This is a genomic window from Brevibacillus sp. HB2.2, from assembly GCF_013284275.1.
Taxonomy (GTDB): Bacteria; Bacillota; Bacilli; order Brevibacillales; family Brevibacillaceae; genus Brevibacillus; species Brevibacillus brevis_D.
The window spans coordinates 87,798-109,775 of the sequence record NZ_JABSUV010000010.1; the positions used below are offsets into that span (position 1 = coordinate 87,798).

Annotated in this window: 17 protein-coding genes; 2 read left to right on the forward strand and 15 right to left on the reverse strand. The window is 46.5% G+C overall.

The annotated features are described in order from the left end of the window. Nucleotides 1-49: 49 nt before the first annotated feature. Nucleotides 50-1,486, reverse strand: coding sequence for an aminotransferase-like domain-containing protein (locus HP401_RS09525; protein ID WP_173604854.1), 1,437 nt, complete (start codon nucleotides 1,484-1,486; stop codon nucleotides 50-52). Nucleotides 1,487-1,638: 152 nt separating this feature from the next. Between HP401_RS09525 and HP401_RS09530 the strand changes: the two genes are divergently transcribed. Further along, the gene (locus tag HP401_RS09530; RefSeq protein ID WP_173604855.1) at nucleotides 1,639-2,580 is read left to right on the forward strand and encodes a DMT family transporter; all 942 of its coding nucleotides are present in this window, start codon (nucleotides 1,639-1,641) and stop codon (nucleotides 2,578-2,580) included. Nucleotides 2,581-2,632: 52 nt separating this feature from the next. Here the strand turns inward: HP401_RS09530 and HP401_RS09535 are convergent, their stop codons facing one another. The 7 genes from HP401_RS09535 to HP401_RS09565 all read right to left on the reverse strand — a co-directional run bounded on the left by HP401_RS09535 (nucleotide 2,633) and on the right by HP401_RS09565 (nucleotide 12,498). Then, nucleotides 2,633-3,097: an NUDIX domain-containing protein gene (locus HP401_RS09535; protein ID WP_026133939.1), complete on the reverse strand. Its 465-nt coding sequence runs from the start codon at nucleotides 3,095-3,097 to the stop codon at nucleotides 2,633-2,635. A gap of 16 nt (nucleotides 3,098-3,113) precedes the next feature. Then, nucleotides 3,114-3,650, reverse strand: coding sequence for a suppressor of fused domain protein (locus HP401_RS09540; protein ID WP_173604856.1), 537 nt, complete (start codon nucleotides 3,648-3,650; stop codon nucleotides 3,114-3,116). Nucleotides 3,651-3,893: 243 nt separating this feature from the next. Then, complete coding sequence (locus tag HP401_RS09545) at nucleotides 3,894-6,941, reverse strand: cadherin-like beta sandwich domain-containing protein (RefSeq protein ID WP_173604857.1); 3,048 nt, start codon at nucleotides 6,939-6,941, stop codon at nucleotides 3,894-3,896. Between the two features lie 513 nt (nucleotides 6,942-7,454). Next, nucleotides 7,455-10,052, reverse strand: coding sequence for an ABC transporter permease (locus tag HP401_RS09550; RefSeq protein ID WP_173604858.1), 2,598 nt, complete (start codon nucleotides 10,050-10,052; stop codon nucleotides 7,455-7,457). Then, the gene (locus HP401_RS09555) at nucleotides 10,049-10,732 is read right to left on the reverse strand and encodes an ABC transporter ATP-binding protein (RefSeq protein WP_016739677.1); all 684 of its coding nucleotides are present in this window, start codon (nucleotides 10,730-10,732) and stop codon (nucleotides 10,049-10,051) included. Before HP401_RS09555 ends, HP401_RS09550 begins: the two co-directional genes overlap by 4 nt. Before the next feature lie 85 nt (nucleotides 10,733-10,817). Next, nucleotides 10,818-11,819 (reverse strand): sensor histidine kinase, encoded by a 1,002-nt coding sequence (locus HP401_RS09560; protein ID WP_173604859.1) that lies wholly within the window; start codon nucleotides 11,817-11,819, stop codon nucleotides 10,818-10,820. Further along, nucleotides 11,812-12,498 carry a response regulator transcription factor gene (locus tag HP401_RS09565; protein ID WP_173604860.1) on the reverse strand — a complete coding sequence of 229 codons (687 nt, stop codon included), beginning with the start codon at nucleotides 12,496-12,498 and terminating at the stop codon, nucleotides 11,812-11,814. Before HP401_RS09565 ends, HP401_RS09560 begins: the two co-directional genes overlap by 8 nt. A gap of 299 nt (nucleotides 12,499-12,797) precedes the next feature. Here HP401_RS09565 and HP401_RS09570 point away from each other — a divergent pair, with 299 nt between their 5' ends. Further along, complete coding sequence (locus HP401_RS09570) at nucleotides 12,798-13,115, forward strand: hypothetical protein (RefSeq protein WP_173604861.1); 318 nt, start codon at nucleotides 12,798-12,800, stop codon at nucleotides 13,113-13,115. A gap of 117 nt (nucleotides 13,116-13,232) precedes the next feature. Here HP401_RS09570 and sufB read toward each other — a convergent pair whose 3' ends face one another. From sufB to HP401_RS09605, 7 genes are all read right to left on the reverse strand, one after another. After that, nucleotides 13,233-14,630, reverse strand: coding sequence for a Fe-S cluster assembly protein SufB (sufB, locus tag HP401_RS09575; RefSeq protein ID WP_015893091.1), 1,398 nt, complete (start codon nucleotides 14,628-14,630; stop codon nucleotides 13,233-13,235). Nucleotides 14,631-14,669: 39 nt separating this feature from the next. Beyond that, entirely contained in the window at nucleotides 14,670-15,107 is a 438-nt protein-coding gene (sufU, locus tag HP401_RS09580; RefSeq protein ID WP_007726380.1) for a Fe-S cluster assembly sulfur transfer protein SufU, read from the reverse strand. Then, complete coding sequence (locus tag HP401_RS09585; RefSeq protein ID WP_007726378.1) at nucleotides 15,094-16,320, reverse strand: cysteine desulfurase; 1,227 nt, start codon at nucleotides 16,318-16,320, stop codon at nucleotides 15,094-15,096. The genes sufU and HP401_RS09585 overlap by 14 nt, the downstream gene beginning before the upstream one ends. Continuing rightward, nucleotides 16,320-17,618 (reverse strand): Fe-S cluster assembly protein SufD, encoded by a 1,299-nt coding sequence (gene sufD, locus HP401_RS09590; RefSeq protein ID WP_173604862.1) that lies wholly within the window; start codon nucleotides 17,616-17,618, stop codon nucleotides 16,320-16,322. Before sufD ends, HP401_RS09585 begins: the two co-directional genes overlap by 1 nt. A gap of 21 nt (nucleotides 17,619-17,639) precedes the next feature. Beyond that, nucleotides 17,640-18,428 (reverse strand): Fe-S cluster assembly ATPase SufC, encoded by a 789-nt coding sequence (gene sufC, locus HP401_RS09595; RefSeq protein WP_015893095.1) that lies wholly within the window; start codon nucleotides 18,426-18,428, stop codon nucleotides 17,640-17,642. Between the two features lie 527 nt (nucleotides 18,429-18,955). Beyond that, nucleotides 18,956-20,539: a phosphoenolpyruvate carboxykinase (ATP) gene (gene pckA / locus HP401_RS09600; protein WP_173604863.1), complete on the reverse strand. Its 1,584-nt coding sequence runs from the start codon at nucleotides 20,537-20,539 to the stop codon at nucleotides 18,956-18,958. 291 nt (nucleotides 20,540-20,830) lie between these two features. Next, entirely contained in the window at nucleotides 20,831-21,973 is a 1,143-nt protein-coding gene (locus HP401_RS09605; RefSeq protein ID WP_041749625.1) for a M20 peptidase aminoacylase family protein, read from the reverse strand. Nucleotides 21,974-21,978 lie beyond the last annotated feature (5 nt).

A 21,978-nucleotide genomic window follows, 5' to 3' on the forward strand; every position in this document is an offset into this window, starting at 1 on the left:
ACGAGTGAGGTGGAAAATAGTTTCATAAATAAGGAATTAATCCCTTTTCTTATCGCCTTTTCTGCTGAAGAACTCTTTGGATGCGTCGAACTCCTTCCTCGATGTTCGCCGGGCATTCCCACGAATAGGTCAGACGCAGCCACCCCGCTTCCGCTCCATAGACGCTGCCGGGTGTAAAAACAACGCCCTCTCTGATCGCATCATCCAGCAATTCTTTTTCATCCCTGGGAGCAAGCAACCGACACCAAATATGATAGCTGCCACCCGGCTCATTCCATACCGCGTAATCGGAGAGATGCTTGTGCATAGCGCGTACTATCGTTTGTTGTTGCTCCAACAAGTAACGAGACATCCGCTCCTGCTGATTGTTCCAGCTCTTTCGCTCAACAAATCGCCGGGCGAATTGCTGGGAGACGCTGCTCGTGCCAAAATCCATTTGCTGCTTGGCATTGGCTAGTCTTTCTACGACAGATCTTGGTCCCACCAGCCAGCCAATTCGCAAGCCTGGCGCAATCGTTTTCGAAAGACTCCCGACGTACAGAACAGCCCCCGTCTTATCGATGGCTTTAATCGGCTTGGGCGGTGTAGGGCTTCCAGCCAGTGTAAGCGCCCCGTAAGCGTCGTCCTCTACGAGTGGCAGGCGCAGCTCCTGACAAATATCGAGCAGCTCGGATCGCCGTGCCTTGCTTAAAATCGTCCCGGTTGGATTATGATAGGTCGGGTTCACGAAAACCATGCGAATGCGATGCTCCCGATGCAATTCGTAGACAGCCTCGGGTACAATTCCGTTCTCATCCATCGGCAAGCGATATAAACGCAGGCCAGCTGAACTAAATAAGGGCAAGGAATACGAATAAGAGGGTCCCTCCATTGCGATTGCATCTCCAGGATTCAAGAGACATAGTGTAATGAGATGCAATGCCTGCTGCGCCCCTGACGTCACCAAGATTTCATCGGGGGAAGCGTGAATGCCGTAGTTTTCTTGCAGATGCACAGCCAGTGCCTCACGCAGACGTGGCTCCCCCTTTGGATGCGCGTAGCCCAGCTCAAGCCTGATCCCGTTTTCTTCCCCCGGCGTCGTTGGTATCAAAGACGGGATCATCGTCGTTGCCAATTCTGCCTTTGCCAGATTGATGATCGAGGAATCGAAGCACGCATCCTGAATGCGTTTTGCGAGTGGATAGGCTGGCAAGAATGCCCCGCCATTCGTGTAGGTGTACCAGTTTGGCATTTGTTTGACGCCCCACAGATCACGACTGACCCAAGTCCCGCTCCCTTGCCACGATTGTAAAATACCTTTTGCCCGCAATTCTTCGTACGCTGCCGATACCGTCCCACGATTGACGCCAAAGCGTCGTGCCAACACTCTTTCAGGCGGCAGAGATGTACCTGGGGACAGCACTCCTAGCACAATCTGTCGTTCCAGCTCTTTGGCGATTTGTATATAGATCGGAACTCCCGCATCTTTGTCCGGCTTCCATTCCATCCTGATCCGTCCTCCACACTTCCTGTTTTCATTTTCCTCCCTTTCGACAAATTGGCTTACTGATCCTGCTGCCAATTGGCTCTACCGTTTATACTCGGTCGCCTCTAAGATGAAACAACACAAACTTTTAATCGACAAAGGATGGGATTCGGATGAGCACACAGCTTCCTATCGAGAAGCAAGTCCTACCAAAAGAGCAGCCAATCACTCCTGACCAGCTGCATACAGAGAAAATGGGCTTGCTATATGGCTTCATCGGGGTGCTTAGCTTCAGCTTGACCTTGCCTGTAACGAAGATGGTTGTTACCGTACTCTCTCCCCTCTCGGCAGGGCTGGGACGAGCGTTGATCGCGGCTGTACTGGCTGCTTTGGTGCTCCTACTAAAACGAGTTCCGTTTCCTACCTGGCAAGAGACCAAGAAACTGTTTCTCGTATCCGCCGGAGTAGTAGCAGGCTTCCCGTTTTTCTCGTCGTGGGCGATGGAGAGAGTACCCGCTACGCATGGCGCAGTCATCATCGCACTATTGCCATTGGCCACAGCTGGCGCAGCGATATTTTTTTCAGGAGAACGCCCCACCCGGAAGTATTGGATTTCTAGTGTGATCGCCTGCGTGACGATTCTCGCCTACGCGATCAGTTCTGGCTTTGGTGCCCTCCAATGGGCGGATCTCGCCTTGCTCGGGGCGGTCATCAGTGCGGCTATCGGATACGCTGTCGGCGGTGAGCTTTCCAAGACAATGGGTGGCTGGCAGGTCATCAGTTGGTCGTTGATCTTTGCCTTTCCGTTTCTCGTCGTTCCGCTCACAGGTCCTCTGCTCACTGACTTAAAACAAGCCACTTGGCCTGTCTGGCTCGGTTTTGGCTATATTAGCGTTATTAGTATGTTCCTCGGTTTTTTCGCGTGGTATCACGGCCTGGCAATCGGCGGCGTCTCCAAGGTCAGTCAAATTCAATACCTTCAACCCTTTTTATCAATCATCGCAGCCTGGCTCCTCCTGTCAGAGCCATTGACACCCGGCGCTGTTCTCTCCGCTGTCATTGTCGTGTTGGCTGTCGCAAAAGGAAGAAAAGCTTCCGTACAGCAAAAAGCGTAAGAAAAAGAAACATCGCTCCTCTTCACTAGGAAAAGGGCGGTGTCTCTTGTTTTTATTCTGCTCGGCTCAGCATATTTCCCAAGTACATCGGTTGATAAGTGGGATCAGACAAGACTTGCTTGACTTGATCCGGGCGTGTTTTGTGGTCGTTCGGCAGTTGTTTCCACTCGTCTAGCGTGACCCAGCCAGCCCATTCGATCTCTTCATCGACAATACCACCTGGCGTTGGGTTTGTCTCTTCACCGACGAGCTTCGCCAGAACTCCTACTCCGACTGTATGCTTTCCGTTCCCTTCCTGATCGATCCGATCGTCTATCCAGATCAATCGCTCCATCTCCACGAGGAGTCCGGTCTCTTCCATCACTTCTCTTTTCGCCGCGTCTGGAATCGCCTCTAAATATTCTACGATTCCCCCTGGCAGGTTGTAAAAGATGCCTCGTTGTGTCTGCTCACGGATGAGGAGGACTTTCCCTTCGTGTTCAACTACTACGGTGACTCTCAAGCGAATCGCTGACATTTCGCTCGCTCCCTTCTCAGATGGCAGGCGTACGCGTAACATTCAGGGAATCGACACCGGAGTGCGCTAACCATTCCTGTAATGCTATAAGTCCATATTGTTCCAAAAACTTTGCTTCAGAATCCGCGATGGCATGAAGCATCATGAACCTGATTACGTCCTTGCCGTTTGTATAATATTCAAGTCCAGCCTCTTCATAATAGGCAGGGGTCAGTACCATATGATTCAAAACCGATTTTTCCACGATTGTATCCCCAAGCGAAAAGACGCTTCCAGACTCCAAGCGAGTAGATTGACTCTCCCACTGACGAATTACCTGGGCTGCTATTCTTGCCAAATGTGTGATCATTCTCTGCTCAAACTGATAGGAATAGGCGAGGTACTCTGTAGCCCCCATCTCGTGCAGCTCAAGTGTGGCGTACGTCCACCATCCTCGCTTGCGCGTAGCCGGATAGACCGCAATCAGGATATCCGCATCCTCGGATTGATACAGATCGCCTTGACTCCCAAAAAAGCGGTGGCAATGATCCATTAATTGCTTTACCACTATCATATGTGCAACCCCGCTCCAGTAAGTATGAAAACCTTTACAACTACCTATTCATAGAAGAGCAACAGCGCATTTGTAAAAGGTTTGTGCTCGCCCGAAAAAGCATGCCTGGATACGTAGGCATACTTCGTTGATGGTAGGCAGCGTTATCTTGTATATACGAACATTTTATCATTGTGCGGGGTGAATGTACATGTTTGAACACGCACAAAAAGCCCCCGGTTATCCCGAGGGCATTGTTCTTGTTTATTTCGTGACTTTCACCAAAACCGTCATGCTTTTTCCTTGGTACTTCACCTTGAGCTTCGTTGTTCCTTTTGCATGTCCTGTAATGACACCATTTTCTACGGTGGCAATCTCCTCGTCTTCACTGGACCATACCGCTTCGTCTGTTATGTCTTTTTTCGATTGATCCCGGTAGTAAACGGTCGCCGTGATCTCTTGCTCTTCTCCTTCAGCAATCGTGACAGATCGATTACTGATGATAAGTCGACTGATCAGCTCCGCACCGCCCACATAAACTGTCAGCTTGGATATTTTTCCGGCATACTTGGCTGAAATGACGGTCACACCCGGCGCAAGCCCAATGATTCCTCCGTTCTCATTGACCGTTGCCACCTCTGGCTCACTGCTCTCCCAAAATGCCTGTTCCGTAACATCTTCCGTTTTCCGGTCGGATAACGTAGCGGAAAGTGTTAGCTGCTCCTCTTCCTCCACGTCCAAGCTCAAGCTACTTGGGGAGAGTTTTAGTCTGTTTACATATACATCCGAGACAACGACTGGAATGGTGAGCTCTTCGTCTAGAAACGAAATCGTAATCATTGCTTCGCCTTTGTTTTTGCCAGCTTTGATTACACCTTTTGTGGCAATCGCTACTTCTTCTTCGCTCGTTTCATATCGGACATCTTTGTTTTTGGTAATGTCCTCCTTCGTGCCATCGGCATAAATCGCATACAGCTTAATCGAAGAGGATTTTCCTGGCTTCAACAGGATGTTTTTATCCGATACGCGCAGTCCGATCAATCTCTTTTCGCCTTCCCGAGCAACTTTTACCCGAATCGTCGCCGTCTTGCCTTGGTCAACGGTCGTCACGGTAATCGTTGCCCTCCCAGCCGCGAGAGGAGTAACCACACCTTGATCGTCGACGGACGCTACTTCTGGATTACTGCTACTCCACTTCACGCTCTGATTCGTTGCATACGCAGGTGTTATGGTTGCGCGTAATGTAACCGTTTCTCCACCTTCCGTTACGTACAACTCCTCTTGGTCGAGGCTCACGTCTGCTACTGGATAGTAGGATGGCGGTGGCGGTGGAGGCGGTGGAGGCGGTGGCGTCACGGATTGTCTTTGGACTTCAATCGTGTACGTCTTCGTTGTGCCATCTCCTGCTGTCACCACAATCGTAATCTCGTTCGTACCTGTTTTCAGAGAAATGAGGGCGCTTGCCTCCCCGCTTTTGACAGAAGAACCGTTGACGGTTACGGTTGCCTTTGAATCAGCCACAGTCGGTGTCACGGTCAAGCTCGCTGTGCTGTTCCCGACTGTCTGCGTGTAGTTCGTTTGGGCTGCATGGAATGTTTCATTGAAAGGGCCGCTGCTCAGTACTAAGTTACTTAGATCAGCATTGGTCGAATCCCGAATCTGATTCACTTCAACCGTGTATGTCTTCGTATTGCCATTCTCTGCTGTCACTACAATCGTAATCATATTACTCCCTGCATTCAGGGTAATAGCAGGGCTTGCATCTCCACTCCTTACCAAATGACCATTGACTGTAATGGTTGACTTCGAGTCAGTAGTAGTCGGCGTAACACTCACGTTTGTAACGCTTTGACCAACATTTTGCGTGTAGTCCGTCTTCTCCGAATCAAATGTTTCAATCAAAGGCCCCGAATTCAAGTTGAGGCTGCTCAAATCAGCGTTATTGGATACGATTTTTACAGATGTATCTACATAACCAGTAGCGCTTACCGTGATCGTATGCCCGACAGCTGTCAGCTCATTGGCTTGAATCGTAATTTTCCCTGGAGCAGCCGTGTACGCAAGCTGCTTGTTCGTTTCATCTTTGACCGCCGTAATGTTTTCACGCCATGTCGGATCATCTCTGTAGGTGATGTCGATCGCATTGGCTACATCATTACTTGTTGCGGTTGTGGAAAGTACAGGAGGAGGTATAGATACCATTTTGTATACGGTGGAATCCCCTGAAGAATCTGTAGCAACTACATAAGGAAAACCACCTACGATCGTTAAAGAAACAGCATTCGCATCTGTTGTAGTAAAAGCCTCGTTGCCTACTGTCTCCCATTGGCCAATATACTTCTTCACTGTTGCTTTTCCGCTATTACTGTCTATATACGCTACATAGGGAATATCGTCTTTGACAGCCATGGACAATGCATGTGTCCCTTGATCCTTTTCAGATGTACCAGGACCGCTTAAGGAGGAGCTCTTCTTACCCGGAGTGTCACGGTACACCACGATGGACTTATCATTCTGATCCACTATTGCCATATAAGTAGAATCACTGTCATCACTAGCAGCAAAAGTTATCGGGGTATGTGATGAAATCGAATAATCCTCTTCAAAATTCCACAATGGATTATAACCATCCGTTCCATTTAAACTGAATACTTGAATAGAATTCGGCCATACATGCGCTACGTGAAGTTTTCCGTTTTGATTCGCTAGCGCAATATTCGCTATGGCCTTTCCCGAATTGTAATTGTTCAACATCACTTTCCAGTCATTTCCTTGTAATTCTTTAACGGTTGCTTTAACGCCTACCAACCCTCCATTGACTTTATTTGCATATGACAGGTATATTTTCCCGCTTATACTAATCAGAGATGGAAGGACTTCATTCGATGCATTGATCTCTGTCCCTACTGTTTTCCAGCTACCTCCTTCATATTTCTTCACCACGACACTTTCATTATGTATATATGCCACATAAGGTTCTCCGTTTGAAACAGCTAAAGACGGGTACCGAATTTGACTTTCGGAAAAACCTTCGTCCCCAACCGACTCCCAGTCAGTTCCGTTGTATTTCTTCACGGTTGTCTTTCCGCCTTGGTTAGAATCCGCATAGGCGATATACAAAGTTTCATTTGCGTTCAAGAGAGTCGCATATTGCGCACCTTCTATTCCCAACTTGCTAACTTGAGACCAATTATTATCTGTACTTGCAGCATACGCCGTGCTTCCAGCGAACAGAGCATGTCCTGCCAAGCTGCCAATCGCCATCATCAGTCCCAAGACGACCATCATCACTTTTTTACAGAATGAAACCATCCATTCTCCCTCCTTCTTAAACCTTTTCTTACCATCATATAATTAGGACAATTCAATGATTATAGCAGAATGTCTATTCATTCGTCGTCTAACTAAAGTTAATGGCAAGTAACGAATATTACCTATTTACGTAATAAAACGTGAAGGAGTGAATTCCGCATGACCGACTTCGTATCACTCATATTGATAGCACTCCCCCTGCTTAGTTGGGGTTTTATCGTAAATTCCCAGTCACTTCGTAAAAGATGGCTATATGTACTGTTCACATTCATCATTTTTTGGGGGATTGTCGGATTAGATTATTACTTTGACCCTCCATCCCCTCACTATGAGTAATCTATGAATAGAGGGATTTCTTTTGCCCGATCTCATGGTCGGGTTTTCATTTTTTCCTCGCTGTGCTTGATCCACTATATTAATAAAAAATACGTATCTGAACGAATCAGACACGTATTTACACGTTACAAAACAATTATCCGATAGAATCTTCTACCTCGAACTTTCATGCTTCGATCAAATGTTTTCGTTCTTCAACGAGGTAACGATACTGTATTCTTTGTATTTTCTATTTGCATAAAAGATCGTCGTCCCCACAATAAAAAACACACCTACCCCTGCAATGATAAGATCCGCCCAAGGCACCGTAAAAGCGAATTCAAAATTACGACTAAGGCTCTTGTAGATGAAAAACATTACGCATAAACTAATCGGTAAACCGTAAATAAGCGACTTCATTCCATAAAAGAATCCTTCGAAGCGTAGCATTTTCTTCATGCCCTTTGGCGTCATACCAATGGAAGCCAACATCGCAAATTCACGTTTTCTCAAGGCCATCCCTGTCGAAATCGTGTTGATAATATTTGCCATACAAATGAGTCCGATGAGAACCACAAACCCATAAAGGAATACGGATGTGACTGTGGCGCGATTCATTGCATCCTTACGCTCCTCAATCAGATTGTTCGTATAGACATGTACATCTGGATATTTGTTAATAATCGGGTTTATTTCATTTTCCAATGCCGCAGACTGCTCTGTTGTAAATTGAACTTCGCTGGTAACTTGCTCAGACAGCATAGCGTTACCTCGTTCTCGGAACTTGTCAAAGCCTCGTTCAGAAACAACAAATGTAACCGTAAAAGCATATTCCTGGTATCGTAGCATAAAAGGTGGATGTTTATCCGTGATAGAAGCAATTCGGACTTTAGCTCCTTCATTCAAAGTGAGAGGTAGTTCTGATCCCTCTTGGACTGTTAGTTGAGAGATATCTGTAAAATTATGTTCTTCTTTCAAGGTGAACCGATTAACAAGTATGGCAGAAATCTCGTCACCTTCCAATTTCTTTGCATCAATCCCCGCGGATTGCAGGTACGCTGCAAAAGAGGCCTCATCAAGAGAAACAATGTCAGCAGACATAAAGTATTTCCCATCAGGATTAAGAGTATGGCGACTGGAGATGTCTGTGGTAACCTCGTTTTCGTTGAGGATTAGATCAGCACCGATAAGTTGGGTCTTCACTTTTGTTGTTGCGTTCTTGACGGACATCAATTCATTTGTTAATGACCTTACTCTTTCCAGATCGGCTCCCCTTGCGTTTACTGACAAATCATATGGTAGCGGTGCTTGTGCCATATTATAGGACTTATCCATATACAACGAAAAAGAAGAAGCTGCTAGGTAAAGGATTACACTGATCGCAAGAGAAAAGACAGTTGAGCGATAGTGATGTTTATTCCTTTTCAGATTTTTTAATCCTAGTTCCGCTTCAAATCCAAACAACTTCCGGGTCATATTGGATGTACGAACATCTTTTCCTTTTATCTCGATATCCTTTGTCTGGCGGATTGCAGTTATCGGTGTAATTTTCGATGCCCTCACTGCTGGTAACCATGCAGAAATGAGCAATGTCAAAATGGAAAACAAAACGACCGCAATCATACTGTACGGCTCTATCACAAAACGTATCGGTTCACTAACGAAAAGCATTTTTTGAATGAATGGATTGAGCAAATGGAGAGTAACACCAATGCCAATGGACCCAAAAAACAACCCAGCTGGAATCGCTATGACCCCGATCACAGCAGCTTCAAAAAATACGGAAGCCCTTTTTTGTTGTTTGGTTGCCCCTACGCTAGATAACATCCCTAAAGTGCGGCTACGCTCTGAAAGCGAGATCGCAAACGCGTTGTAGATGAGTGAGACAGATCCAATCAGAATGATAATTCCAACGGAAAGAACTGCCAGGTACATCGTGTTAAGAAAGTGGGAATCATTCGAAATCCCCGAATAAAGCAACAGGTCCCGATTGTACTTGATTTTTACTCCATTCGATTTAACTTGATCATTTACTCCGCTTACCTTACTAGCAATCGCGTCACTCGTTTCGTAAATGTCATTCCCTAAACCTTTAAAATCCTTATATTCAACACTTACCGTGTAGGGAGAACCCTCCTCTAAATTCCCCTCGGAAAGACCGCTAAATGCACGGTATGCAGCCATTACTTCCTGCTCTTTAGCTGGTGCTTGAACAATCCCAGTAATCGTGTATGTTTTCGTCTTTGTAGGCGTAAAGACTTCCTTTGATTGGTAGACATCATTGTCGCCCAACGTCTCGCTCTGCCCATCTACATTCAAGCTACGATCACCAAAATTTAAAGTGACTACATCTCCAACCTTCAAGCTTACACCTGCGGTTCGAAGATACTCCGATGAAAGTGCCAGTTCATTTTCATTCTGAGGCAACCGCCCATTAATTAGGCTCACCCCTACGACATCGTGATTACTGTGTCCCGTAATATACAAATAGGGCTTCACGCTGTTTGGAGAGTTAGAAAGTCGTGCAAATCCGAGCTTCTGGTCAATATCGTATCTTTCAATGGCTTCCGTATTTGTAATAACCGCAACATCTTCTCCTGTAACATTGAGAAAAGCTGCCTGCCATTTACCAGAGTAGGTAATTGCGTTTCTTTGCATCATATCCATGAAAGAACTACTAATCGAAAATACTGCTGTAAGCATTGCGACAGAAATGACAACCCCAATGATTGTCACAAGGGTACGGCTCTTATTCTTCTTCATATAACGTAAGGTGAGTTGATTTACGATATTCATCGCCGGATCACCTCATCTCTAGAAATCCTGCCATCCGAAATGCCAATGATACGGTCCGCTTGCAAGGCAATGTTTTCGTCATGTGTAATAACAATCAGAGTTTGATGCCGTTCTTTGTGTAATTTTTTCAAGAGCTTCACAATCTCAGCACTGTTTTTGCTGTCCAAATTCCCCGTAGGCTCGTCAGCCAATACAATGGCGGGACTACTAATCAAGGCACGGCCAATAGACGCACGCTGCTGCTGTCCCCCAGAAAGCTGGTTTGGCAGATGCTTTAATCGCTGTTGAAGGCCTAGAGTCTCTACGATACCGGAAAAGATATCTTGATTTACTTCTCTACCGTCCAACAGCAATGGCAAGGTAATATTTTCTTCCACAGTAAGGACAGGGATCAAATTGTAGAATTGATAGATAAGCCCAATCTGTCTGCGTCTGAAGATGGCCAGTGCCGTTTCATCCATCGCGTACATATCAGTCTGGTCAACGATCACTTTACCGGATGTGGGCGTATCAACGCCCCCCAGAATATGCAAAAGGGTAGACTTACCTGAACCAGAAGGTCCAATGATCGCCACAAACTCCCCCTTTTGTACGGAAAATGAGATATCGTTCAGTGCAGTAACAGCTGTTTCGCCATCACCATACGTTTTTGACAGGTTCTCTACTCGCAAAATCTCCATCATGATCCTCCCAGATAAGTTATTACGTTTAGAATAGCTGCCAAACATGTCTCGTCGGTGACATTCATTCTTACAATTTTGTCATCTAAATGATTTGCTTGTAAAATTTGATTTTGAATGTTGTGCCTACACCCATCTGGCTTTCCATAAACACATCGGCGTTTTGACTTTGCAAGATTGTTTTAGACATGGCTAGCCCTATTCCAATACTATCCGCTCCCGCATTCTTCCCTTTATAAAATCGTTCAAAAATGTGTGGAGCATCTTCCGGGCTAATCCCCTCGCCACTATCGGAAATGACAATTTGTGTAAACAAGGGTGTTTCCTCACACGAAATGGCAATACGTCCCCCAACTGGCGTATGCTCAATCCCGTTTTTCATTACGTTCAAAATGGCTTCTACCGTCCAGTTTTCATCTCCATACACGAAAAGGTCTTCTTTACAGGAAAAAGAGAGCTCCTGATTTTTTAATTCCATCGGGACAAGGAGCGGTTCTAATGCCTTGTTTATCATTTTTTTGACAGATACGAGTTCCTTCTTGAAAATAACGCTCTGCACTTCGATTTTGGACAGCTTGAGTAATGAAGTCACGAGCCATTCAATACGCTTCAACTGATTGATAATCTTGCCCAAGAACTCCTCCCTCTTGTCTTTTGGCAGACTCGGGTTGTTTAACAAATCAGCCATGACAAACATGGAGGTAAGTGGCGTTTTTAGTTGATGGGAGATGTTCGAAAGAGTATCTGCCAAGTACTGTTTTTCCTTTTTCAGATGAGTAGACTGCTCGGACAATGTTAATGTGACTTTATAAATATCATTTTTCAGAATGCTCAATTCACCCTCAACGTTATCCCTAATATCCATCGTGGGTTGGCCTGAATATACAGAAGCCAAATAATAAGCGAGCTTACTGATGTCCTGATAACGTTTGCGGGTAAACACGAAAAAAGTGGAAAGGAGCAGAAATACCATAGCAACTCCCACAATCCCCGCTTTCCAGTCAATCATCCAAAGAATTGCGATCCCCATGATGGAAATAACCATGCTATACATACATAGCTTCTGTATTTCTTTATTTTTAAACATGACTTCCACTCATTCGATAGCCAAGACCGCGAACGGTTTCTATCACTTTGGGATTCTGGCTATCATCCTCCAACTTTTCTCGAAGCCGCTTAATGTAAACCGATAGGGTATTGTCATTGATAAAGTTACCATCTAGATCCCAAATACCCTCTAACAACTGATTTCTGGACAGAACTTGCCCTCTATTATTTATGAATGCCAACAGTAAACGGTATTCTAAAGCAGTCAGCATCACTTCCTCAGTTCCTTTGTACACTTTAGCCAGTTTTGTATTTACGACTACATTTCCAATCCTCACTTTGTCAGACAGGTTGGGCTCTTTTTGGTAATGTCGAAGGGATGATTTCATTCGGCTAATTAGCTCCCGGATACGAAACGGCTTTGTGATATAGTCGTCTGCTCCCATATCTAACCCCCGAACCACATTGATTTCATCATCACACGCCGTCAAGAAGATGACAGGGGCATCCTGATTTTCTTTTACATATTCGCAAATCTCATAGCCATTACCATCTGGCAAAGTCAGATCGAGTAAATATAGATCAAAACGTTGCTGTTTAATTGCTTCGAATGCAGTTTGTTTCCCTTCGCAAAGAACTACTTCATAGCCCTCACTGGAAAGCGAATAGTGCAAGCCCTCTGCAATGGTCTTGTCATCTTCCACTACTAAAACCTTCATGGTTCATCCTCCCTCTATCAGCTATAACTATTGCGATCAGCAACTCTTGTATTTCCCCAGTCAATTTTATCGGTGCTTATTACGAACATGATTGGTATTAGCTTAATTTACTTAATTGGTAAGGTACATTGCAAGGTGGACGAACGGAATAACATGAAAATGATAACAAGCAAAAAAAACGCCTTCTATAATGGGAGGACGGGTGACCTTGATATCTATCCAATTGGTATTGTTACTTTTTCTATCTCCTCTCGTCTTGTTTATTAGTAATTCCACTTTTTAGGAGGAACCAGGCACTTATGAAAAACAAGACAGCTTGTCTCGTCCTTTCTATCAGTCAAAGTATCTATGCCATTTTCTTATTGGCTTGGGCAATTTCTGTTTTTTTTACCATTGTGCTTTTACCGGAAGATGAATATGATACGGGAGCGCCAGGGGTGTTCTATACAATCCTATCGTATCCGCTTGTACTACTTGCCTCAGCGTTGGGCAGCTGGTACTACTATCACAAGTTGAAATTCAAAACGAGTTACGCACTCAATGCCATTCCTTTACTTTGGGTCATTCCGATGGGATTATTTATGATCTTATTATGGAAATTCGGTTTGTCCTCGTAAAAATAGTCCTCTGGCGGATTAGCGCCAGAGGACTTACCCATTTCTCCTCATAAAGCAAGGGTACAAAAAAAACGTGTCTGAACGAATCAGACACGTATTTACACGTTATCGAAACAATTATCCGATAGAACCTTCCATCTCAAACTTAATGAGACGGTTCATCTCTACCGCGTACTCCATCGGCAATTCTTTTGTGAATGGCTCGATGAAGCCCATTACGATCATCTCAGTTGCTTCTGCTTCTGACAAACCGCGGCTCATCAGGTAGAAGAGTTGATCCTCGGATACCTTGGATACAGTCGCCTCGTGCTCAAGCGTGATGCTGTCGTTCATGATCTCGTTGTACGGGATCGTGTCGGACGTGGACAGTTTATCCAGAATCAGCGTATCGCACTTGATGTTGGACTTGGAGCCTTCCGACTTGCGTCCAAACTGCGACAGACCACGGTAGGTTACTTTTCCGCCATCACGGGAAATCGACTTGGAAATGATCGTCGACGTGCAATCTGGCGCCAGGTGAATCATTTTCGCACCTGCGTCTTGGTGTTGTCCTTTTCCTGCTACTGCAATGGAAAGAACGGTACCTTTCGCGCGAGGTCCTTTCATGATAACAGCTGGGTATTTCATCGTCAGCTTGGAACCGATGTTACCATCGATCCATTCCATGTTCGCATCCGCGTATGCAACCGCACGTTTCGTAACGAGGTTGTATACGTTGTTGGACCAGTTTTGGATCGTGGTGTAACGGCAGCGAGCGCGTTCTTTTACGATGATTTCTACAACAGCGGAGTGCAAGGAATCCGTGCTGTAGATTGGAGCTGTACAGCCCTCTACATAGTGAACAAAGGAATCTTCATCAGCGATGATCAGCGTACGCTCGAATTGACCCATGTTCTCGGAGTTGATGCGGAAGTATGCTTGCAGTGGAGTTTCTACTTTTACGCCTTTTGGTACGTAAATGAAGGAACCACCGGACCATACTGCCGAGTTCAGTGCAGAAAACTTGTTGTCTGCTGGAGGAATCACTGTCGCGAAGTATTCTTTCACGATTTCTGGGTGAAGCTTCACCGCAGAATCCATGTCGCAGAAGAGAACTCCCAGTTTTTCCAGGTCTTCCTGCATGTTGTGGTAAACTACCTCAGATTCATACTGGGCAGATACACCTGCGAGGAACTTTTGCTCTGCTTCTGGAATACCCAGCTTGTCAAAGGTTGCCTTGATTTCTTCTGGCACCTCATCCCAGCTACGGCCTTGCTTTTCAGAAGGCTTTACGTAGTAGGTGATGCTGTCAAAATCGAGGTCGTCCAGATCGCCGCCCCATTTTGGCATCGGCATGCTGTTGAAGATGTCCAATGCTTTTAGACGGAATTCCAGCATCCATGCTGGCTCATCCTTGATCTTCGAAATTTCTTCGACGATCTCGCGAGTCAAACCCTTTTTGGTACGGAATACAGAAACGTCCTTATCGTGAAAGCCGTACTGATACTCCTGTATTTCTGGGCCTTTAACAGCCATCGTTGCTCACTCCTTCGTGTTCATGTCCCTTACCTATCCCTATTCCTGCTCCGCCTGTTTGACACCTTGCTCCAATGCTTTCCAAGCCAATGTCGCACACTTGATTCGCGCTGGGAACTTGGCTACGCCAGACAAAGCTTCGATATCACCAAGATCAATCGAGTCATCGATTTCTTTGCCTTGCATCATATCGGAGAATTTTTGCGACAGCTCCAGTGCTTCTGCTACTGGCTTGCCTTTGACAGCATCCGTCATCATGGAAGCAGATGACATACTGATTGAGCAGCCTTCACCGAGAAACTTCGCGTCCACCACTTTGCCGTCCTCCACTTTCAAGGAGAGCGAGATGCTGTCGCCACAGGTCGGGTTATTCAAATTCACAATGAGTCCGTCGGATTCTTCCAGCTTGCCGCGGTTGCGCGGTTTCTGGTAGTGATCCATAATGACGCGGCGGTATAAATCATCAAGAGAAGACATTGCCGAAATACTCCTTCGTCTTCTTCAAGCCCGCGATCAGCACATCTACTTCTTCTTCTGTGTTGTACAGGTAGAAGCTTGCCCGAGCGGTAGCCGTCACATTCAGCCAACGCATCAGCGGTTGTGCGCAGTGATGACCGGCACGAACTGCGATTCCGTAACTGTCCAGCACGGTCGCCAGGTCATGCGGATGTACTGTATCCAGGTTGAATGTAATTAAACAACTGCGGTCCTGCTGTGGGCCGTAAATCTTCAATCCTTCTATCTCGCGCATTTGTTCCATCGCGTACTTGACGAGATGTTTTTCATGACGCTCGATATTGTCCATACCGATCTCTTCCAAAAAGTCGATCGCTGCTCCCAATCCGATAGCTCCTGCGATGATCGGAGTTCCTCCTTCAAATTTCCAAGGAAGCTCCTTCCACGTGGAATCGTACATATCCACGTAGTCGATCATTTCTCCGCCGAACTCCATCGGCTCCACACGCTCTAGCACCTCACGCTTGCCGTACAGGACACCTACACCTGTCGGACCTGCCATCTTGTGGGCTGAAAACGTATAAAAATCGCAATCCAAATCCTGGACGTCGATTTTCTTGTGTGGAGCACCCTGCGCTCCATCAACAAACAAAAGTGCGCCATGCTGATGAGCGATTTGGGCAATTTCCTTGATTGGAGTAGTATCCCCCAATACATTGGAAACATGGTGAATCGCAACGAGTTTGGTATTGTCCGTAATCGTTTCCTTGACCGCTTCCAGAGTAACGGTTCCGTCCTCTGCCAGCGGAATGAACTTAAAGGTCGCTCCGGTCGCCTTGGCTGCCTGCTGCCATGGAATGAAATTGGCGTGATGCTCCACCAATGTGGTCACGATTTCATCTCCCGGCCCCAGGTACTTGCGAGCATAGCCGTACGCTACCGTATTACAAGCAGAGGTCGTACCACGCGTAAAGACGATTTCTGCGGCTTCACGGGCGTTGATGAAGGCGCGTACTTTTTCACGCGCGCCTTCGTACCCGTCTGTCGCTATGTTACCCAAGGTGTGCACGCCACGGTGCACATTGGAGTTATACTCCCTGTAGTATTTATCCATCGCCTCGATAACCTGAATCGGTTTTTGAGAGGTTGCACCATTATCCAAATAAACGAGCGGATGTCCGTTTACTTCTTGGTGTAGGATGGGAAAATATTTCCGAAGCTCCTTGGCGTTCATTAGCCTAACTTCCTTTCAAGCGCCTGACGGAGTCTGTTTCTCACTTCTTCTACTGGAATCTCAGCAACAACTGGCTCCAGGAAGCCGAGAATAATCAGACGTTCTGCGCCTTGACGGGAAATACCACGAGACATCAAGTAGAAGATAGACTCTTCACTAAAACGTCCTACCGAAGCTGCGTGACCCGCTTTAACGTCATCCTCGTCGATCAATAGGATCGGGTTGGCATCACCGCGAGATTTATCGCTCAGCATCAGGATGTTTTCCGCCTGTACGCCGTTTGCCTTTTCAGCGCCTTTTTCGATTTTCGTGATACCGTTTAGGATACTCACTGCTTCATCCGTCATAACAGCCTTGCTCACCATGTCAGACTCTGTGTGCGTGCCGATATGCTGAACTTGGGAAGTGAGGTTTTGGCGTTGGGAACCAGTACCTACTGAAATGGATTTGGTCTCTGCAATCGAAGCAGTTCCCTTGAGGATAGTGGTGTTATTAGCAACGGTGTTGCCATCGTTCATCTCACCCAAAATCCATTCCATTTTTCCATCGCGCTCAACAGTTGCACGACGGAAGCTGTAGTCGTGAACGTCTACAGACAAAGAACGTACAGAAGCTACTTGCACAGATGCGCCCGCGCCTACATATACTTCAACTAGGCTGTTCGCAACCATGCTTTTGCCTTCGCCAGATACATAAGTATCCACGTAGGTTACTTTGCTGTTCGCTTCTGCCACGATCAAAACATGTGGAGCCAGCAGAGCGTTGTCGCCTGCGATTTCATACACAGCTTGCAGAGGAACATCTACTTCCACGTTTTTCGGAACGTAGAGGAAAACGCCACCATTCACTACTGCCGTATGCAGCGCAGTCAGCTTGTGCTCATCAAGTGCGATCACGTTCAGCAAATACTTTTGCACAAGATCGCCATGTGTTTGCAGAGCATCAGCAAAGGTCGTGAAGATCACGCCTTGCGCCTTCAACTCATCGGATACTGCTTGAAAAACGGTAGAAGCATTTTTTTGTACCAACAGGTTTTTCACGCTGTCGACATCGATTTGTGCTTTTACCAAATCGCTGAGTTCATTCGCCGCTGCCACCTTTGTAGTGGTTTGGAACGGATCGAAATCAACGGTATTCCATTTATCAATCTTCGTTTTCTCCAAGGCAGGGAGCGCCAGCTCTCCCGCCGCCTTCAGTCCAGCGAGGCGCTTTTCCAGGAACCAGGCAGGCTCCTGATTAGCTTTGGAGTACTGGGTGATCGCCTCGGAATCGAAGCGTAGCTGTACATCCACACTCATTTCACTGCTGCCTCCTTCATCCTACACGTTGGCGTTTACGGTTTCGTCCTCGATGCCGAGCTCTTCCTTGATCCAATCGTAGCCTTCTGCCTCCAGGCGTTCAGCCAGCTCAGGACCACCGGACTTCACGATACGACCTTGCATCATGACGTGTACGAAGTCAGGCTTTACATAGTTCAGCAAACGCTGGTAGTGCGTAATAATCAAGAATCCGCGGTCTGCGGAGCGCATTTCGTTTACACCGTTCGCTACGATTTTCAATGCGTCGATGTCCAAACCGGAGTCGATCTCATCCAAAATACAGATAGCTGGCTCCAAGAGCATCATTTGCAGAATCTCGTTACGCTTTTTCTCACCACCAGAGAAACCTTCGTTCAGGTAACGGTGGGAGAAAGACTCATCCATTTCCAGCGTGTTCATCTTTTTGTCCATCTCACGGATGAATTTCATCAGGGAGATTTCGTTTCCTTCACCACGGCGCGCGTTGATTGCGGAACGCAGGAAGTCAGAGTTGGTTACACCGCTGATTTCGGACGGGTATTGCATCGCCAGGAACAGACCTGCACGTGCGCGCTCGTCTACTGCCATTTCCAACAAGTCTTCGTCATTGATCAGCACTTCGCCATCGGTTACCTCATATTTTGGGTGACCCATCAGCGTGGATGCCAATGTCGATTTACCGGTACCATTTGGTCCCATGATCGCGTGCACTTCGCCGCCCTTGATCTCCAAATTCAGGCCTTTGAGGATCTCTTTGTCCTCGATCTTGGCGCGAAGGTTTTTTATTTGCAAATGCGGTACTGCTGTCATCTGAATTCCCTCCATACACGTCAAAAGTGAGTTGGTAAATTCTCAATCCATTCTCAATAACTATCTTATAATAAGAATAATTATAAATCAAGGAATGAAACATATCTGTATTTTTTATATCATTATATTTAGAAAGTCTGTTTTTGCGCATAAATCCTTCCTAAATATTCTTGCCTCCGCAGCATTTTTCCCTTTGTTACTTTTGGACATACATTTCCGTCTAAATTGCAGGTGCTTTTTGTAAAAAACACCAATGGATAACTCGAAATGAAAGGATCATTTTGAAAAAGAGTAACAAGAAACTTATGTATCGCTATCACTCTATGGAAGGGGTCCCTTCGGAAGCTTACCTGACTCTATTCCGACAGTCAAATGGAAAAGTTGTACTAATCCATACTTCGAAAGTATTCGATGGCAACAAGTATCGGATAAGCTCAAAACCGTCGGTCATACGCTGACGGTTTTTGCTGTTTTCACGAAGAAAAAACGGATAGACCTTATCGTCTACCCGTTTCTTTTCTGTTCGATTACTTTACTTTAGGACCTGCATTTGCAATATCTGCTGCATTCGGGAATTTCTTCTCGAAGTTCTCAATGAAGCGTGCAGCCAGATCAGCTGCTTGCTTGTCGTAATCTTCCTTGTTTGCCCATGTATTGCGTGGTTGCAGAACTTCAGCAGGAACGTTCGGGCAAGATGTCGGCACTTGTACCCCGAAAATCTCATCAGCTACATAGTCTACCTTTTCCAGCTCACCGTTCAATGCTGCTGTTACCATCGCACGCGTGTAGGACAGCTTCATACGTTGTCCAACACCTACCGGGCCACCAGTCCAACCAGTGTTCACCAGGTATACTTGAACCTTGCGCTCGTCAATCTTCTTACCGAGCATTTCTGCATATACGACAGGATGCAGTGGCAAGAATGGAGAACCGAAGCAAGTAGAAAACTCTGTTTGCGGAGCAGTTACGCCACGCTCTGTACCTGCCATTTTGCTAGTGTAGCCAGACAGGAAGTGGTACATAGCTTGCTCTTTATTCAGCTTGGAGATTGGAGGCAATACACCGAACGAATCGGCTGTCAAAAAGACGATAACATTTGGTTGCCCGCCTACGCCTGGAATAACAGCACCCGGAATTGCTTCCACTGGGTACGCAGCGCGTGTATTCTCTGTATATTTGGTGCTATCGTAGTCTGCTACACGAGTCGCTTCGTTTACGTCTACATTTTCAAGTACGGTACCGAACTTGATTGCTTTCCAGATTTGCGGTTCGCCTTCTTCAGACAGCTTGACGCATTTTGCATAGCATCCGCCTTCGATATTGAACACGCCATTGTCAGACCAGCCGTGCTCATCGTCACCGATCAAGAAACGGTCCGGGTCAGCAGACAGCGTTGTTTTTCCTGTGCCGGACAATCCGAAGAACAGGGCAACGTCTCCGTCTTTGCCTACGTTTGCAGAGCAGTGCATCGGGAGTACGTTGCGCTCTGGAAGCAGCATGTTCATTACGCTGAAGATCGACTTTTTCATTTCGCCAGCATACTCAGTGCCACCGATCAACACTGTCTTTTGCTCAAAGCTCAATACGATGAAAGTCTCGGAGTTCGTTCCGTGTACCGCAGGATTTGCCTTGAAATTAGGTGCATAGATAACCGTGAATTCTGATTCGTGCGCAGCCAGTTCTTCTTCAGACGGACGGATGAACAGCTGACGTGCAAACAGGTTATGCCATGCGAATTCGTTCACTACGCGGATTGGTAGGCGATAGGTTGTATCTGCCCCCGCAAAGCCATCGAAGATAAACAGTTCATCTTTGGATTGTAAGTATTGGAGCACGTCTTGTTGAAGTGCTTGGAATTTTTCAGTACTGATCGGTTGGTTAACCGGACCCCAGTTGATTTTATCGTGTACGGAAGCTTCGTCCACCACAAATTTGTCCTTTGGCGAACGGCCGGTAAACTTCCCTGTTAGCGCATTGAGCGCCCCCTTGTCGGTCAAAATCCCTTCGCCACGCTTTACTGCCATCTCAACAAGATTAGCTACAGGCAAGTTATGATACACTTTCGTAGCTCCAAGAATGTCAGTAAGCTTTTGAACCGTATTGGTTTCCATGTGTGAACGATCTCCTTCCCAAAATGTGTATCATTTATTGTGACTTTCTAATTGTCGCTCGATTTGTAATTAGTATATCACATTTAGCTAAATAAGCTACATAATTTTATAATCTCTCATGGAGAATGTGTGAATAACCCTCCTCATGCGTATTATTCCCCAACAGCAGTATTTTGTCCACAAACCAACCAGTCTATCGACTATTCGTGAGGTACGTAGAGACATTTGCCCACAAAAAGAGCAACACCAAGAGTTTACTCTCTTAGTGTTGCTCTCACAAGGCATAAAGATTTACGTATTTTCAAACGTTTTCACAACTGTCTGACACAAAATCGCCACACCCTTTTCCAATGCCGAGCGGTCAAAATGCATCAGCGGATGATGCAGCCCTGGTACCAAATCACATCCGAGAGCCAGCATCGTCGCCTTGATATGAGGACGCTCCACCGTATAGTAGTGGAAATCCTCCGCTCCTGGACTGACAGGTGCCGCTCGCAAATTCTCTTGACCGAGCACATCTATAATCGCCTGCTCCATAAATGCCTTCGCTTGCTCATCGACCTCTGCCGCTACCATGCGCGACCCGGCCTCTACCTCTATCCGTGCCTGAAAAGACATCGCGACTCCGTCGATCATTTGACGAACTCGATTCACCAGGTCATCCATCGCCTGATTCGTCTGCGCTCGCAGATCGAGGGCAAAACGTGCTTTGTCCGGAATAATGTTGTAGCTCTCTCCACCGGCTTGCAGCATCGTCATTTTGACGGTGGTAGGCACCATCGGATTGATATGTACTTGACCGAGCCCTGAAATAATCGCTCCCGCTACTTCAATCGCATTGATTCCAAGATGTGGTCTCGCTCCGTGCGCAGCAACTCCTGTGATTTCCCCGTAGAGAAACATGGCTGCACCGTTGTAGATAGCGGGTCCTGCGGTTCCATTTGCCATCTCCTGAATCGGTCTTAAGTGAACACCGTACAAATAATCGATGTCATCGACGACACCCTTCTCCACCAGCTTCAATGCTCCCGTTCCTTTTTCTTCTGCTGGTTGGAACAAAATTTTTAACGTTCCCGGCGGTTGATATCCAGCGGCAACTAATGCTTCTACCGTTTCCACGATCAGCGTCATATGGGCGTCATGGCCGCAGGAATGATTCGCACGCCACTCACCGTTCACTTCCTGCCACAGAGCATCGATATCTGTGCGCAAGCCAACAACTGGCTTCCCTTCGCCCCATTCAGCCACTAAACCTGTACAATCGTCAAAAGTCGTAACACGCAGTCCCAAGGCGCGCATGCGCTCCGCCAAATAACGAGTCGTTTCTACTTCCTTCCAGCTTATCTCCGGATTCTCATGCAGATGACGGAATGTTTCGGCAATAGCATCTTTACGTGCGGCAACCGTCTGTTGCAACGACATAACAGTAGACATTAAAG